Annotated in this window: 18 protein-coding genes; 3 read left to right on the top strand and 15 right to left on the bottom strand. The window is 54.1% G+C overall.

All coding sequences use genetic code 11. The features are described from left to right. From IFU29_RS14930 to fkpA, 9 genes are all read right to left on the bottom strand, one after another. Positions 1-277: GTP-binding protein (locus IFU29_RS14930; RefSeq protein WP_342214478.1), on the bottom strand; the 277-nt coding region annotated here is incomplete at its 3' end. Positions 278-345: 68 nt separating this feature from the next. Beyond that, a complete protein-coding gene (fusA, locus tag IFU29_RS14925) occupies positions 346-2,460 on the bottom strand; it encodes an elongation factor G (protein WP_062747531.1) in 2,115 nt (704 codons plus the stop codon). Between the two features lie 93 nt (positions 2,461-2,553). Further along, entirely contained in the window at positions 2,554-3,024 is a 471-nt protein-coding gene (gene rpsG / locus IFU29_RS14920) for a 30S ribosomal protein S7 (RefSeq protein ID WP_004160604.1), read from the bottom strand. Positions 3,025-3,120: 96 nt separating this feature from the next. Continuing rightward, on the bottom strand, positions 3,121-3,495 hold the full coding sequence (gene rpsL / locus IFU29_RS14915; protein WP_003852912.1) for a 30S ribosomal protein S12: 375 nt from the start codon (positions 3,493-3,495) through the stop codon (positions 3,121-3,123). Positions 3,496-3,621: 126 nt separating this feature from the next. Continuing rightward, entirely contained in the window at positions 3,622-3,909 is a 288-nt protein-coding gene (gene tusB, locus IFU29_RS14910; RefSeq protein ID WP_191934612.1) for a sulfurtransferase complex subunit TusB, read from the bottom strand. A 7-nt stretch (positions 3,910-3,916) separates the two neighbouring features. After that, complete coding sequence (tusC, locus tag IFU29_RS14905; RefSeq protein ID WP_191934611.1) at positions 3,917-4,276, bottom strand: sulfurtransferase complex subunit TusC; 360 nt, start codon at positions 4,274-4,276, stop codon at positions 3,917-3,919. Then, positions 4,276-4,662, bottom strand: coding sequence for a sulfurtransferase complex subunit TusD (gene tusD / locus IFU29_RS14900; RefSeq protein WP_191934610.1), 387 nt, complete (start codon positions 4,660-4,662; stop codon positions 4,276-4,278). Before tusD ends, tusC begins: the two co-directional genes overlap by 1 nt. Then, on the bottom strand, positions 4,662-5,384 hold the full coding sequence (locus IFU29_RS14895) for a helix-turn-helix transcriptional regulator (RefSeq protein ID WP_191934609.1): 723 nt from the start codon (positions 5,382-5,384) through the stop codon (positions 4,662-4,664). Before IFU29_RS14895 ends, tusD begins: the two co-directional genes overlap by 1 nt. A gap of 201 nt (positions 5,385-5,585) precedes the next feature. Beyond that, positions 5,586-6,416: an FKBP-type peptidyl-prolyl cis-trans isomerase gene (fkpA, locus tag IFU29_RS14890; RefSeq protein WP_191934608.1), complete on the bottom strand. Its 831-nt coding sequence runs from the start codon at positions 6,414-6,416 to the stop codon at positions 5,586-5,588. 289 nt (positions 6,417-6,705) lie between these two features. Here fkpA and IFU29_RS14885 point away from each other — a divergent pair, with 289 nt between their 5' ends. Then, positions 6,706-6,924, top strand: coding sequence for a SlyX family protein (locus IFU29_RS14885; RefSeq protein ID WP_191934607.1), 219 nt, complete (start codon positions 6,706-6,708; stop codon positions 6,922-6,924). Between the two features lie 303 nt (positions 6,925-7,227). Here IFU29_RS14885 and slyD read toward each other — a convergent pair whose 3' ends face one another. From slyD to kefG, 4 genes are all read right to left on the bottom strand, one after another. Continuing rightward, positions 7,228-7,776 (bottom strand): peptidylprolyl isomerase, encoded by a 549-nt coding sequence (gene slyD, locus IFU29_RS14880; RefSeq protein ID WP_062747547.1) that lies wholly within the window; start codon positions 7,774-7,776, stop codon positions 7,228-7,230. A gap of 137 nt (positions 7,777-7,913) precedes the next feature. Then, positions 7,914-8,114, bottom strand: coding sequence for a YheV family putative zinc ribbon protein (locus tag IFU29_RS14875; RefSeq protein ID WP_162901020.1), 201 nt, complete (start codon positions 8,112-8,114; stop codon positions 7,914-7,916). A 101-nt stretch (positions 8,115-8,215) separates the two neighbouring features. After that, positions 8,216-10,021, bottom strand: coding sequence for a glutathione-regulated potassium-efflux system protein KefB (kefB, locus tag IFU29_RS14870; protein WP_191934606.1), 1,806 nt, complete (start codon positions 10,019-10,021; stop codon positions 8,216-8,218). Then, a complete protein-coding gene (gene kefG / locus IFU29_RS14865; RefSeq protein WP_191934625.1) occupies positions 10,022-10,573 on the bottom strand; it encodes a glutathione-regulated potassium-efflux system ancillary protein KefG in 552 nt (183 codons plus the stop codon). Positions 10,574-10,698: 125 nt separating this feature from the next. On the opposite strand from kefG, the gene IFU29_RS14860 reads away from it, so the two are divergent. Further along, positions 10,699-12,600 (top strand): ABC transporter ATP-binding protein, encoded by a 1,902-nt coding sequence (locus IFU29_RS14860; protein WP_191934605.1) that lies wholly within the window; start codon positions 10,699-10,701, stop codon positions 12,598-12,600. 37 nt (positions 12,601-12,637) lie between these two features. On the opposite strand, the gene IFU29_RS14855 is transcribed toward IFU29_RS14860, so the two are convergent. Further along, positions 12,638-14,125 (bottom strand): nicotinate phosphoribosyltransferase, encoded by a 1,488-nt coding sequence (locus IFU29_RS14855; RefSeq protein ID WP_191934604.1) that lies wholly within the window; start codon positions 14,123-14,125, stop codon positions 12,638-12,640. Continuing rightward, positions 14,115-14,990, bottom strand: coding sequence for a ribose-phosphate diphosphokinase (gene prs, locus IFU29_RS14850; protein WP_191934603.1), 876 nt, complete (start codon positions 14,988-14,990; stop codon positions 14,115-14,117). Before prs ends, IFU29_RS14855 begins: the two co-directional genes overlap by 11 nt. Positions 14,991-15,202: 212 nt before the next feature. Between prs and IFU29_RS14845 the strand changes: the two genes are divergently transcribed. Next, the gene (locus tag IFU29_RS14845) at positions 15,203-15,928 is read left to right on the top strand and encodes an NUDIX hydrolase (RefSeq protein WP_191934602.1); all 726 of its coding nucleotides are present in this window, start codon (positions 15,203-15,205) and stop codon (positions 15,926-15,928) included. Positions 15,929-15,967: the final 39 nt, after the last annotated feature.

Genomic DNA, 15,967 nt, shown 5'->3' with positions numbered 1-15,967 from the left:
TCATGTTTTTCACATAGTCGGCGTGGCCTGGGCAGTCAACGTGCGCGTAGTGGCGAGTTGGGGTGTCGTATTCAACGTGAGACGTGTTGATGGTGATACCACGTGCTTTTTCTTCTGGTGCGTTATCGATCTGGTCGAATGCACGAGCAGAACCGCCGTAGGTTTTAGCCAGAACGGTGGTGATAGCTGCAGTCAGGGTAGTTTTACCGTGGTCAACGTGGCCGATAGTACCTACGTTGACGTGCGGTTTGGAACGTTCAAATTTCTCTTTAGCCACGACAATATTCCTTACTTTAATGCTCTCACCCTTTGGTGAGAGCATATGATCAATATTTAAACTGTAGCTTATTTGCTACGAGCTTCAATTACGGCCTGAGCGACGTTGTTCGGCGCATCATCATACTTCAGGAACTCCATGGAGTATGAAGCACGGCCTTTAGTCAGAGAACGCAACTGAGTCGCGTATCCGAACATTTCAGACAGCGGAACTTCAGCGTGAATCTGAACGCCAGTAGCGTTAGATTCCTGTCCTTTGAGCATACCACGACGACGGCTAAGGTCACCGATAACGTCACCGGTGTTCTCTTCCGGAGTCTCTACTTCAACCTTCATGATCGGCTCAAGCAGAACTGGTGTTGCTTTCTTAAAGCCGTCTTTGAACGCAATAGAAGCAGCCAGTTTAAACGCCAACTCTGAGGAGTCAACGTCATGGTAAGAACCGAAGTGCAGACGAACACCCAGGTCAACTACCGGATAACCAGCCAGCGGGCCTGACTTCAGCTGCTCCTGGATACCTTTATCAACTGCAGGGATGTATTCACCAGGAATCACGCCGCCTTTGATGTCGTTGACGAACTCATAACCTTTAGGGTTAACGCCCGGCTCCAGTGGGTACATGTCGATAACAACATGACCGTACTGACCACGACCACCAGACTGCTTGGCGTGTTTACCTTCGATATCGGTAACTTTCGCGCGAATCGCTTCACGGTAAGCAACCTGAGGTTTACCGACGTTGGCTTCAACGTTGAATTCACGCTTCATGCGGTCAACGATGATGTCCAGGTGCAGCTCACCCATACCGGCGATGATGGTCTGGTTAGTTTCTTCATCAGTCCATACGCGGAATGATGGGTCTTCTTTCGCCAGACGACCCAGAGCCAGACCCATTTTTTCCTGGTCAGCTTTGGTTTTTGGTTCAACAGCGATCGAGATGACCGGCTCTGGGAACTCCATGCGCTCCAGAATGATAACGTTGTCCGGGTCACACAGGGTGTCACCAGTGGTCACGTCTTTCAGACCGATAGCTGCAGCGATGTCGCCTGCACGAACTTCTTTGATCTCTTCACGCTTGTTGGCGTGCATCTGTACGATACGGCCCAGACGCTCACGCGCAGATTTAACCGGGTTAAACACGGTATCGCCTGAGTTCACCACGCCAGAGTACACGCGGAAGAAGGTCAGGTTACCCACGAATGGGTCGGTAGCGATTTTGAACGCCAGAGCAGCAAATGGCTCGTTGTCGTCTGAGTGACGAACAGCCGGAGTATCTTTGCCATCATCCAGCATACCGTTGATCGCGGTAACGTCAGTCGGTGCTGGCAGGTATTCAACAACCGCATCCAGCATCGCCTGAACACCTTTGTTCTTAAAGGCAGAACCACAGGTGACCAGGATGATATCGTTGTTCAGAACGCGCTTACGCAGAGATTCTTTAATCTCTTCTTCAGTCAGCTCTTCACCGCCGAAGAATTTCTCCATCAGCTCATCAGAACCTTCAGCTGCGGCTTCAACCAGCTTCGCACGCCATTCTTCAGCCTGTTCCTGCATATCAGCTGGAATATCTTCGTATACGAAGGTAACGCCCTGATCGGCATCGTTCCAGTTGATCGCTTTCATTTTCACCAGGTCAACAACACCGGTGAATTTCTCTTCTGCGCCAATAGCCAGCTGCAATGGCACCGGGTTTGCACCCAGTCGCGCTTTCATCTGCTCTACGACTTTCAGGAAGTTAGCACCCATGCGGTCCATTTTGTTAACGAACGCGATGCGTGGAACTTTATATTTGTTAGCCTGGCGCCATACGGTCTCAGACTGTGGCTGAACGCCACCAACCGCACAGTAAACCATTACTGCGCCATCAAGCACACGCATAGAACGCTCAACTTCGATAGTGAAGTCAACGTGTCCCGGGGTGTCGATGATGTTTACGTGGTGTGGCTCGAACTGCTTAGCCATACCAGACCAGAAACAGGTGGTCGCAGCGGAAGTGATGGTAATACCACGTTCCTGTTCCTGCTCCATCCAGTCCATGGTAGCCGCGCCGTCATGTACTTCACCGATTTTGTGGTTTACACCGGTGTAGAACAGAACACGTTCGGTAGTGGTCGTCTTACCGGCGTCGATGTGTGCGCTGATACCAATGTTACGGTAGCGCTCAATGGGTGTTTTACGAGCCATTTGATTCCTCTGATTCTTAGACGTTCTAAGTTAAAAAAGCCCAGCAGGTGAGTCACTGGGACGCCCGCTGGGTTTATAACAACTACAGAGCTGTTACCAGCGGTAGTGAGCGAACGCCTTGTTGGCTTCGGCCATACGGTGAACGTCTTCACGTTTCTTCACTGCAGTGCCTTTGTTTTCTGCAGCATCAGAAAGTTCGTTCGCCAGGCGCAGAGCCATAGATTTATCACCGCGTTTACGAGCAGCTTCTACGATCCAACGCATTGCCAGAGCATTACGACGAACCGGACGGACTTCAACTGGTACCTGATAAGTAGAACCACCAACGCGACGGGATTTAACTTCCACGGTTGGGCGGACGTTGTCCAGGGCTACTTCGAATGCTTCCAGCTCGTTTTTACCAGAACGCTGAGCCAGGGTCTCCAGCGCGTTATAAACGATAGTTTCAGCAGTAGATTTTTTACCATCTACCATCAGGATATTGACAAATTTGGCCAGCAATTCTGATCCGAACTTAGGATCTGGCAGGATTTTACGCTGACCAATGACGCGACGACGTGGCATGGAAATACTCCGTTGTTAATTCAGGATTGTCCAAAACTCTACGAGTTTATTATGACATTTAAGATAAAACGTTTGGCCTTACTTAACGGAGAACCATTAAGCCTTTGGCTTCTTCACGCCGTACTTGGAGCGAGCCTGCTTACGGTCTTTAACACCTGAGCAGTCCAGCGCGCCACGAACGGTGTGGTAACGCACACCTGGCAAGTCTTTTACACGACCGCCACGGATCAGGATCACGGAGTGTTCCTGCAGGTTATGACCTTCACCGCCGATGTAGGAGGTAACTTCAAAACCGTTGGTCAAACGAACACGACATACTTTACGCAGTGCGGAGTTCGGTTTTTTAGGGGTAGTAGTGTATACACGAGTACATACACCACGTTTCTGCGGGCAGGCTTCCAGCGCAGGCACGTTGCTCTTTGCAACTTTGCGTACGCGTGGTTTGCGAACCAGCTGATTAACTGTTGCCATTAAATAGCTCCTGGGATTTAGCTTTTGCTTCGTAAACACGTAATAAATCGCCTCGCGGAATCACGAGGCCGCAGAATTTTAGGGCTCGGCTAGAAAAGAGTCAAGAAATAACCAGGATTACCGTACTTACCAAGTCATTTGTTGTGGATGACTGACCGCCAGCTTAACGAAACCAGTATAGCCTACTACGGTCACTTTGGATGAAATTTGAGCAGCCAGCCCGCGCGCATCAAGATCTTCCCGTAGCACGTACACTGAGATGGGGGCATTTAGCAGCGCTTCAAGTGCCGGACTCCCGTCCAGGGCAGCAATCACCCCGTCCTGTAGCAGCAGCACCGCATCGCCCTCCGCTAGCAGACGTAGCAGGGCAGATAGATCCGTACGGAAGGGTGAGGTCATCAGAGTATGTAGCATGGCAACCTCAGAAGGTAATGATACGATCGTAATCGTTTAGCCTGGCGCGCAGGGCATCCGGTGCCAGCATCTCTGTCGCCAGTACCCGGGCAGCATCTGCTGCTATTCCTCTTTCTGCCAGGGCTGCCGCACACACATAGCAGTGCTCAACATCATACAGCGGCAGCACACCAAAGGTAGCGATGTAGTTTCGCGCCAGGATCTGCTGCGGCTGCTGCCCTGCGGTCAGTTGCAGTACCCCATCGCTGATAAAGAACAGCGCAATCTCATCGCTCAGTGCTGATGTGGCCAGAACGGCATCCAGCCCTTCACGACCACTGGAAGAGCCATGCGGAGCCTGGGTGAAAACAAACGCTATACGGGCCATCAGAACTGCACCAGACGATCGCAGGTCAGTGCAGCTTCTGCCAGCGAGCCCAGGCCTGATAGTTGGAATCCCTCCGCCAGGTTAGCAACAGGCAGGCCAAGCTGAGTGGCTTCCTGACAGTCGGTAATTCCCCGACGCAGCGCGGCCGCCACGCAGATATTCAACTGAACACCTTGCTGTTCATGTAGCTGCTGCCAGCCGCGCGTCAGGTCGAACTCATCGCTGGCTGGTGCGTTTAACAGGCTGGCATTGAGCACACCCTCCCGGTAGAAGAAGATACTGTCCAGCGTATGTCCCTCTTCCAGTACGGCATTGGCAAACAGCCAGGCGCTACTGGCCTGCTGTGTACCATAGGCCGGCCCGGTCACCATCAGACAAAAACGCATTACTTTTCCTGCCCGTGGAAATCGCCGTTTTTAAACTGCCGGATATAGAGATACACGGTGTGCTTAGAGATATTGAGGCGGTCGGCGACCTGATTAATCGCATCTTTAATATCAAAAATGCCCTTCTCATACATGTTGAGAACAATCTGGCGATTCTTGGCATTGTTGGACACATTACGATCGGCACTGACCTCTTCGATAGTGAACTCCAGCGTCTGCATAACCAGATCTTCGACGGATGAGGCGAAGTTGACCGAGGAGGCCACTTCCTGCGTTTCAGGCGGCATAAACGTCGCCATTATCTGCGAGAACGGCACGTCGAGATTCATATTAATGCACAGCAGTCCGATCACCCGCTGGTCTCGATTGCGGATAGCGATCGTAACGGACTTCATCAGTACGCCGCTTTTGGCTCGGGTAAAGTAGGCTTTGGATACATTACTGTCTGCCCCCCTCATGTCATGCAACATACGCAGGGCGAGGTCAGTAATCGGCGAACCGATTTTACGACCGGTATGTTCCCCGTTGGCAATACGTACCGCCGAGCACTTCAGGTCTTCAAGCGAGTGCAGGACGATCTCGCAGTGCGAACCGATCAGCATGGCAAGCCCGTCAACCACGGCTTCATAGGATTTTAGAATTTCGAAATCACCGGGCGTAAAGGGGTGCTGCTCCAGCAGCTCCGAATCCGCAACCTCACCGGAGAAAAGTGAATTAGACATCAACGACACCACCCTTTGACAAGAGCCTGTCACACGGCGCCAGGGCAGACTCATTCTTATTAAATGCGCGCGGGGTAGTCTAGCAAATATGGGAAAGGCGTGTACCGCCCTTTGTCGTTAAATACAACATGGCGCAAAAAAGGTGTGAAAACAGCGGGGTAAGGCAAAAAAAAACGCCACCCGGAGGTGGCGTTCATCATCTTATTTTTTGGCTTTTGCGTCGCCAGCGGCCGGGGCGGCCTGCTCTGCGTTGTTATCCGCTTTCGCCGCTGGTTTGATATCGAGCAGCTCAACATCAAAGACCAGGGTGGAGTTAGCCGGGATACCCGGAACGCCATTTTTGCCGTAAGCCAGGTTCGGTGGGATCACCAGCTTGATCTTGCCGCCTTTCTTCACGTGCTTCAGACCTTCAGTCCAGCCCGGGATAACACCATCCAGACGGAACGACAGGGGCTCACCACGCGTGTAAGAGTTGTCAAACTCTGTACCATCAATCAGCGTACCTTTGTAGTTCACTACGACGGTATCGCTGTCTTTAGGTGTCTCACCGGTACCTTCTTTCTCTACCTGATACAGCAGACCAGATTCTGTTTTCTTCACGCCTTTTTCTTTAGCGAACTTCGTCGCAAAAGCTTCACCTTTTGCGGTGTTCTCTTTCGCGTCTTTTTCCATCTTCGCCTGGGCTGCACCCTTCACACGACCTTCGAAGGATTGCAGGGTTTGTTCAATTTCCTGATCGGAGAGTTTGCTCTTACCGGCAAACGCATCCTGAACACCAGCGATAAGCTGGTCTTTATCCAGTGCGATGCCCAGTTTTTCCTGCTCCTTCAGGGAGTTTTCCATGTAGCGACCTAAAGAGGCGCCCAGCGCATATGCCGACTGCTGGTCGTCATTTTTGAATGCGGCATTTTTCGGGGCCTGCTGCTGTGCAGTTGGCTTAACCGGAACAGCATCAGCAGCCATTACCAGAGGAGCATTCAGTGCAACAGCCATCGTGGTTGCTAGCAATGTAACTTTAAACAATGATTTCATCCATCTCTCCAAAACCGAAGCATCTCACCTCGGAAATCGTTGCAGACCTGCGGCCTGTAATATACCTGGTGGCGCGATGACAAAACAGTCACGCCGTAAAAACGCGAAGTTAACTTCCGACCGCGTGATTATCCGAAAGTTTCAACACAGGTGTGGTGGCATCCCTGCGCCTTTTCAACCTCTGGCGGCCAATTTACGCCATAACGCTTACTTCTGCCTGCATTTTACCGTTAGAATCAGAAAATTCACGAGCCCTGATGAAGGGCCGGTAGTAACAAGAGGAAACAAAATGCAACAGTCCGCGCTGGAACAACGGCTGGAGATGATGGAAAGCAAACTGGCGTTTCAGGAACATACCCTTGAAGAGCTCAACATGACGGTAGTTCAGCATGAGCTGGAAATGGCACGCCTGCGCGATCAGATGCGACTGCTCACCGATAAGCTGAGAGAGGCCGCACCCTCCATGCTGGCGGACCAGTCCGAAGAGACGCCTCCCCCCCATTATTAATAGTCTTATCAGAATGGCTGCAGAGAGCTGCTGCGTTGCCCCGTCCGCGTGAATACTCACCTGTCGATGTATGCTGTGCTTTCCCGCTGCCTTGCGCCCTGCATCCCCACGCTCGTTCATTTGTCTATCGAACGCAAGAAAGCAAAAAGGCCACCCTTAGGTGGCCTTTATTACTGATATTGCACAGTATTTTGCGTTGTAGCAGGCCGGTAAACCTTGTGAATTCCCGACAGCACAGATAACTATGTCACTGGCATTCGGAAGTGAAGCCAACGCTGCTAATGCGCGAAAGACGAGAGGATATTAGTGGCTACAGCCACAGCCGCCCGTCCCGCAACCACCCTGACCGTGGTCATGGTCGTGGTCGTGGTCATGGTGATGACCATCAGCACCGTGAACGTGACCGTGAGCCAGCTCTTCTTCCGTTGCTTCGCGGATTGCGATCACTTCGACGTTAAAGCTCAGGTTCTGACCCGCCAGCATATGGTTACCGTCAACCACAACGTGCTCATCTTCCACTTCGGTGATTTCCACCGGTACCGGGCCCTGGTCGGTTTCTGCCAGGAAGCGCATGCCTACCTGCAGTTCGTCAACGCCCATAAATACGTCTTTTGGTACGCGCTGTACCAGATTATCGTCGTAGGCACCATACGCATCGTTTGACGCGATGTTCACATCAAACTTATCGCCTACCACATGATCTTCCAACGCTTTTTCCAGCCCGGAGATCAGGGAACCATGACCGTGCAGGTAGTCCAGCGGTGCACTCACCGGAGACTCATCAACCAACACACCGTCTTCTGTACGTACCTGGTATGCCAGGCTGACCACGAGGTCTTTTGCTACTTTCATGATTACTCCTAACCGTTGAGAGCTTGAGCCCTGATTCATTGACTGTTATTTGCAGCCTGGTGCTCTAAGTGGCGACGATTGTATCGAATTTCAACGCGGCTGTAAGGAACAACTGAAAAAAAGCTGTACCTCCGGCGTTACTCAGGGTGAAATATCCCAATCACCTGCTCATGGGTTCGCACCTGCTCACGCGCCTGCTTGTCGGCTTCGCGCATCTGATGGCCGCACTTAACGCACTCCACCACATCGATATTATTTTCCCGCCACAAAGCGAGTGTATCTTTTGCCTGACACTTCGGACAGGTTGCACCAGCGATAAAACGTTTACGCATATTAATCACCCATAAATCTGTAGGGGATGACCTTTAGTTACGGTCAGCCCGTTGTGCCGCAGGGTGCAGCCAGACAAGCACCGCTCCCTGCGGGCCGACTGATGTCATCAATCGGCCTCATCCCAGCCGTCAAACTGCCGCTTCTCATGCTGCATTTCGGCCTGGAAGATATCCTCCAGTTCGCGTCGGGCTTCTTTCACCCTTGAGATCTGCTGACTGTCGGTATGATTCGGCATCAGCTCACGCAGCATGCGCATATCCAGGCGACGGAAGTGTTGCTGTGCGCGAAACGCCTGATGCGGGTGCATGCCCAGCGTCATCAGCGTCTTTCGGCCCAGCTCCAGCGCACTGCTAAAGGTTTCACGAGAAAACTGTGAGACTCCCGCCTGCAGCAGTTCGTGTGCCTCAACGCGGCCACGGGCGCGGGCCAGGATTTGCAGATGCGGGAAGTGCTGCTGACAGAGATGAACAATCTCCATCGCATCTTCCGGGCCGTTACAGGTTATCACGATCGACTGTGCCGTTTCTGCCCCTGCGGCACGCAGAAGCTCCAGTTCAGTCGCATCACCGTAATACACTTTGTAACCATATTTTCGCATCAGGCTGACCGCACTGATGTCGCGTTCGAGGACCGTAATACGTTTTTCATTAGCCATCAGCAGGCGGGCAACAACCTGTCCGAAGCGGCCAAACCCAACGACAATGACCTGCGGCTTATCATCTTCAACAAACGGTTTTTCCTGGCTGTCATCCACCTCATTGAAGCGCCGTGCGAGGATCTTATCCACGCCCTGCATCAGCAGCGGCGTGGTCATCATCGACAACGTCACCGTCACCAGCAGCAGGGGCATCTGATCGCCACTGAACAGTTTCGCGGAGGCCGCCGCCGAGAACAGGACGAACGCAAACTCCCCCCCCTGACTGAGCACCCCGGCAAACTGCAATCGTTCAGAACTGCGCAGGCCATAAATGCGCGACAGCAGATAAAGCACGCCGGTTTTCACTGCCACCAGTGTGATAACACCGATGAGGATTTCAATGATATGGGTATAGAGCACGCCAAGGTTTAACGCCATCCCCACCGAAATAAAGAACAGGCCCAGCAGCAGTCCTTTAAACGGATCGATAGCGATTTCCAGCTCGTGGCGATATTCACTTTCGGCCAGCAGGATACCGGCAATAAAGGTACCGAGCGCCATCGACAGCCCCAGTGCATCCATAAACAGGGCAGACCCCAGCACCAGCAACAGAGCGGCCGCAGTGAAGACTTCACGGACGCCGGAGGCGGCGATAAAGCGGAAGATTGGCCGCAGCAGATAACGCCCCCCGACCAGCATGCCGCCAAAGGCCAGCACCTTCATACCGACTTTCATCCAGTCGGTATGTCCGCTATCACCGCCGGCAAGCAACGGCACCAGCGCCAGCGCAGGAATAACCGCTAAATCCTGGAACAGCAGCACGGAGAAGCCAAGTTGCCCGGACTCATTGCGGTTCATTGCTTTGTCGCGCATGAGCTGCAAGGCCATCGCGGTTGATGACATCGCCAGACCGATGCCACCGACGATTGCTGCCTGCCAGGAGAAATCGGTCAGCCATAATAATCCTCCCAGCACCAGCGCACTGAGGATCACCTGGGCTGCACCCACGCCAAATATAGACCGTCTCAGTTCCCACAGTTTGGAGGGTTTCAGCTCCAGCCCGATGATAAACATCAGGAACACCACGCCCAGCTCCGAGAAGTGCAGGATTTCATCAACGTCGCTGATAAACCCGAGCCCCCAGGGGCCGATAGCAATCCCGGCCAGTAAATAGCCTAATACCGCGCCGATACCCAGACGCGCTGCAATCGGCACGGCGATCACCGCCGCAAACAAATACACCACCCCTGCGGTCAGGAGGCTTTGACCTTCCATCTACACTCCTCCATGCGGCAACGGGGTTGCCAGCCAGTCACCATAGGCGCGGGCATAATTTTTCATCACGTCAGCCGACTGACGACGTGCCCAGTAAATCACCATTGGCGTCATCCAGTGCATATTGCACATCTGTGCCGTCAGTTCGAACGGACGCATAATGTCCGACATCGGATAACGGTTCAGCCCTTCCTGATGGTAGGCCGCTTCGGGTTCACCGGTAGTGATCACGCTGCGCCAGTATTTTCCTTCCAGCATATTACCGCCGGGACCGCTGGCAAAACCCCGCGACAACACGCGGTCCAGCCACTCTTTCAGCAGCGCAGGACAGCTGTAAGTGTAAAGAGGATGTTGGAAAACAATGACGTCATGTTCACGCAGTAGCTGCTGTTCACGGTGAACATCAATAAAAAAGTCAGGATAGTGTGCGTACAGATCGTGAACCGTTACATGCTCCAGATGATGCGCCGGCTGTAACAAAACGCGATTAGCAATCGAATCCTGAGACTCCGGATGGGCATACAACAGCAGGACTTTAGGCGGCTGCGACATCATTCCCCTCCAAATCGTCGTCATGGCGGGAGATTTCCGCTACCATGCTCGACGCAACGGAACTCTGTGATTCCGAAAACTGATTATGATGGTGTAATTTAACATACTCTGAACTTACGGCGCTTATGATTGTATTCTCCTCGTTACAAATTCGTCGCGGTGTCCGCGTACTGCTGGACAACGCAACAGCCACGATCAACCCCGGTCAGAAAGTGGGCCTGGTGGGCAAAAACGGCTGCGGCAAATCCACGCTGCTGGCCCTGCTGAAAAACGAGATAAGCGCCGATGCAGGCAGCTTCAGCTATCCGGGTACCTGGTCACTCGCTTGGGTGAATCAGGAAACGCCGGCGCTGGACATTCCCGCCATTGAGTATGTTATCGACGGTGACCGTGAATTTCGTCAGCTGGAGTCTGAATTAGCGCAGGCCAACGAGATTAACGATGGCCACGCTATCGCCACACTGCACGGCAAGCTGGATGCGGTTCAGGCCTGGACCATTCAGTCTCGCGCGGCCAGCCTGCTTGACGGTCTCGGTTTCACCCAGGACCAGCTGCAGCGCCCGGTGAGTGATTTTTCTGGCGGCTGGCGTATGCGTCTTAACCTTGCGCAGGCGCTGATCTGCCGTTCTGACCTGCTGCTGCTGGATGAACCCACTAACCACCTCGATCTCGATGCGGTGATCTGGCTGGAACGTTGGCTGAAAAGCTACAGCGGCACGCTGGTCCTGATCTCACACGACCGTGACTTCCTTGATCCGGTCGTTGATAAAATCCTGCATATTGAACAGCAGTCGATCTTTGAATATACCGGTAACTACAGCTCCTTCGAGATCCAGCGCGCCACCCGCCTTTCTCAACAGCAGTCGATGTTCGAACATCAGCAGCAGAAAGTGGCGCACCTGCAAAGTTTTATTGACCGCTTTAAGGCGAAAGCCAGTAAAGCGAAGCAGGCACAGAGCCGCATTAAAACGCTGGAGCGCATGGAGCTTATTGCACCGGCCCACGTCGACAACCCGTTTACCTTCAGCTTCCGCGAGCCGGAAAGTCTGCCTAATCCGCTGCTGAAAATGGAGAAAGTCAGCGCGGGCTACGGTGACAGAAAGATCCTCAACTCCATTAAACTGAACCTGGTTCCCGGATCGCGCATTGGCCTGCTGGGGCGTAACGGGGCGGGTAAATCGACCCTGATCAAGCTGCTGGCGGGCGAACTGGCACCGCTGCAGGGCGATATCGGCCTGGCGAAGGGTATTAAGCTTGGCTACTTCGCCCAGCACCAGCTGGAGTTTCTGCGCGCCGATGAGTCCCCCCTCCAGCATCTGGTGCGTCTGGCCCCGAAGGTGCTGGAACAGCAGCTGCGTGACTACCTCGGCGGCTTTGGTTTCCAGGGTGATAAGGTCAGCGAAGAGACACGCCGTTTCTCCGGCGGCGAAAAAGCACGCCTGGTCCTGGCTCTGGTTGTCTGGCAGCGCCCGAATCTGCTGCTGCTGGATGAACCGACAAACCACCTTGATCTCGATATGCGCCAGGCTCTGACCGAAGCGCTGATTGATTTCGAAGGTGCGCTGGTTGTCGTCTCGCATGACCGCCACCTGCTGCGCTCGACCACCGATGACCTGTATCTGGTGCACGATGGCAAAGTGGAAGCCTTTGAAGGGGACCTGGAAGATTATCAGCAGTGGCTGAGTGACCAGCAACGACAGGCCAGTGCCGATGCCGCCCCGAAGGCCGACAGCGCCAACAGCGCGCAGGCGCGTAAAGATCAGAAGCGCCGCGATGCCGAATTGCGTACCCAGACTCAGCCACTGCGTAAGCAGATTGAGAAACTGGAAAAGCAGATGGAAAAGCATAATGCCCAACTGGCTGATGCAGAAAATCAGCTGTCTGACAGCGCGATTTACGAGCAGAGCCGTAAAGCCGATCTGACCGCCGCGCTGCAACAGCAGGCAACGGCGAAATCAGCGCTGGAAGCGTGCGAAATGGAATGGCTGGAAGCCCAGGAAGCGTTAGAATCGATCATGAATGCCTGACTCATTAATCCGGGCGCGGCGTACCGCGCCCTCAAGGTTACTCCGCCGCCAGCCGCTGGCGCAGTGCGGTCAGGTCCTCAACATTGTGCAGTTTGCCATCCAGGAAGCGGATTTTCAGCTCTCCGCCCTGCTCCTGCTGCCAGCTCTGACTGTCCCGCAGACAATATTTCCCCTCATCATTTTTCTCCACCCGCAGCAGGCCCCGCGCTGAGTTTTTCATGCCGTTGTCGGTTTTAGGCTGTTTGAAAATCTCACGACCCACCCCGTTCACTTCGCCGTAGGTCGCTTTCATCGCGAAGCCGAAAGTATCACGGGTATTGTACTGGTAGGTGTAAGACCCTACGCCGAATACCACATTACTGCTGGCAAAACCTTTTGCCTCCAGACGGCTGAGGATCTGATCGGCGCGTTCCAGGGTAATCGAGTCGCCGTAGATCAGGCCGACGTGCGGATCCAGCACTTTGTAACCTTTGGCATTGATCGTACCGCCAAAAATCTCCCACAGCACCTCTACCGAGCCTTTCTGTTCAGCACTGCGTGACGGATCGCGATCCGCATCATCGCCGCTGCCGCAGAGAATGGCGACCGGATCCCCGCTGTCCGGCCGAAAGACCAGGCGGCCCTCACGCGCCATGATTTCCGGCTTCAGCTCACGGCTGTACTCCGTCAGCACCTTCCAGTAGTCCCAGGTATCCGACACTACCGAGACAAAACCAGCCGGATACAGCTCCGTCAGCAGGCGACGGAAGGTGGCAATTTCACCCTGTTCTTCCCCCATACACATCACACTGTGTTCGGTAGCGGGAATACTCCCGGCGATAAATGTCCCTGCCGCAGGCGTGTAGTACTGCTGTGCGTAGAGGATCGACGGCAGGCTGTCAGTGCCGGTAAAACTCAGCAGGTGGCCAACACCAGACTGTGCGGCATCGTGCAGCCCGGACATGCCCCGGAACGAGAAGTCATGACACTGAAAATCAATGTGTGACGTATCGTCACAGGTACGGTCTGCCCACCGCTGACAGATCTGACGATAGTGGTGTGCCACGGTGGCATTGGTGGATGACTTCCACAGCTCCGCCGACATCACGCTCTCCAGATAATTGACCAGCCAGAAGAACTCATCCACGGTATTGGTGATGGTCAGCACCGGGATCTTCATCGGCACCTTACTGCCTTCATCCAGACTCTTGATTGCCAGCGGCAGATAACCAAGACGGTGCAGGGCGCGGATATGCTCAACGCTGACGCTATCTTTACCCAGGTAACTGTCCATCAGTTGCTGATACTCGCCCACCACCTGCTCTTCCGGCTGGGCGAAGAATTTGTCATTAAACAGGTCGACCATAAACCACTGTAAAAAGCCCTGCAGACCGAAGAACACCAGCGAATCATCCGCCAGCGGCGACTGGAAATAGCGATTCCCACGCGGCGTGAAGTTGGAATACACCCGGCTCGTCCCCTGAGGATACTGCTCACGGTGCGAGGTTTTGTAACCGTCGATAGCCATAATCGGATTAATTTGCATGTGTTGCTCCTTCACTGCGGTAAATGGTTTCAATATCAATCAGCTCAACACGCTCCGAAGCCTGACTGGCTTCAGCCAGCGAGGTGGTGGTCCAGATGCGGTCAATACCCTGACTCAGCAGGTGGTCGACACCTTTGCTGAACAGCCCGTGCGTGACGTACAGGCTAACCGATCGCGCACCGGCCGCCCGTAACACCGTCGCCGACCCGATAAAAGTCCCACCGGCATCACACAGGTCGTCAGCAATCAGAACATCCCGGCCTGTCACGTCGCCTTTCAGCAGTTCAAAACCGCTCAGTGCGCCGCTGGCAATATCACGATGCTTACCGAGAATACCGTACTCTTCGGCACTGACCTGCTGTGCCAGAGAATGGATTTTTTTCAGCGCTCCGGCGTCCGGGGCAATCAGCATCATGCCCTGTTCCAGGGCCGACCGCAGGCTGCGGCTGTGGACCAGGCAACGATGCTGGGGAATGGCGATCAGGCGGTCAACCACCCCGGCGGCCACATCGCTGTGGGGATCCAGCACCACCACCTGGTCAAAGCGCAGCTGATTAAGGAAACCGGCAAAGACCTTGAGGGCAAAGCTGTCCCCGTCACGCATCGTACGATCCTGACGGGCATACGGCAGCCACGGTAGCTCCAGCGTGGTCTGACGCAGCAGGCAGCGCTGACGTACCGCATCCAGCACCTGCGCCACCAGCATTAAATCGTCCAGCGTCTGCATGGCGCTGGCGCGCAGCGTCAGGATTTCAGCCCGGGGATCCAGCGGGGCAGAAACCCGCCCCCAGACCGCACCATCAGGAAAACGTCCGCTTTCCAGAGATACATCCTGGCCATCAAGCGTTAATTGCAGTTTCATCATCACCGACCCCTTTTTACCCGATTAATGTCACAAGGACACTTATATAATTGTCCAAGAGACAATAATTAACAAGCGAAAATTGACGTTGCCGCGAACAAAGTTAATAACGCGTTGATTTATTGTAACATTAATTTATCATTCACCGCTGTTTCATTGAATCACCCCGCCAGGGCTGCTATTGTGTCCGAGCGACACTTCCTGCAGGTAATGCCATGTCATCAGAACACGAGTATCTGGCGCACTACGACGCCTCACGCTATCCCTCCCCGATTGTCACCGTCGACAGCGTGCTATTTACGTTATGGCAGGAGCAGCTGTGCGTGCTGCTGGTACAGCGCGCTAATCACCCGCAGCGCGGCTGGTGGGGGCTTCCGGGGGGATTTATTGATATGCAGAAAGATGATTCCACGCGGGCAACCGCGCTGCGTAAGCTGCGTGAGAAAACCACCGTCAATCCGCCGTGGCTTGAACAGCTGGCGACGTTCTCCGGGCCTGAACGCGACCCGCGCGGCTGGAGTCTGACCACCGCATGGTATGCGCTGATCGCCGCCGAGGACTGTCAGGCGGAAAGTGATGACGTCAGCGACGTGCAGTGGCAGCCGCTGGCCGGACTGGCGTCGCGCAGTGATATTGCTTTTGACCACCAGCAGATCATTGCCGAAGCGCTGAAACGGCTGCGGCAGAAAACGCTCTACTCCCTGCTGCCGGTATACTGCCTGCCCGCCGCATTTACCCTGACGCAACTGCAGGAGGTGACGGAGACAATCCTTGACCGCCCGGTTCAGCGTAAAAGCCTGATACGCCGCTTTGAAGCATCAGAGATGTTTGAAGAAACCGGGGAGAGCGTAGCGACCGGCGCGCGTAAGGCTAAACTTTACCGCATGAAACCCGGCGTCAATATTCATCATTTCTCGCGCAACCTGATGAGCGACCACTAAGCAGCGCTCGGTAAAATGACCCTACCGGCGCCAGACAGG

The sequence above is a fragment of the Erwinia persicina genome (genome assembly GCF_014838825.1).
GTDB lineage: Bacteria > Pseudomonadota > Gammaproteobacteria > Enterobacterales > Enterobacteriaceae > Erwinia > Erwinia persicina_A.
The sequence above is the reverse complement of the archived record's forward strand: the minus strand, read 5'-3'. Positions and strand labels throughout refer to the sequence as shown.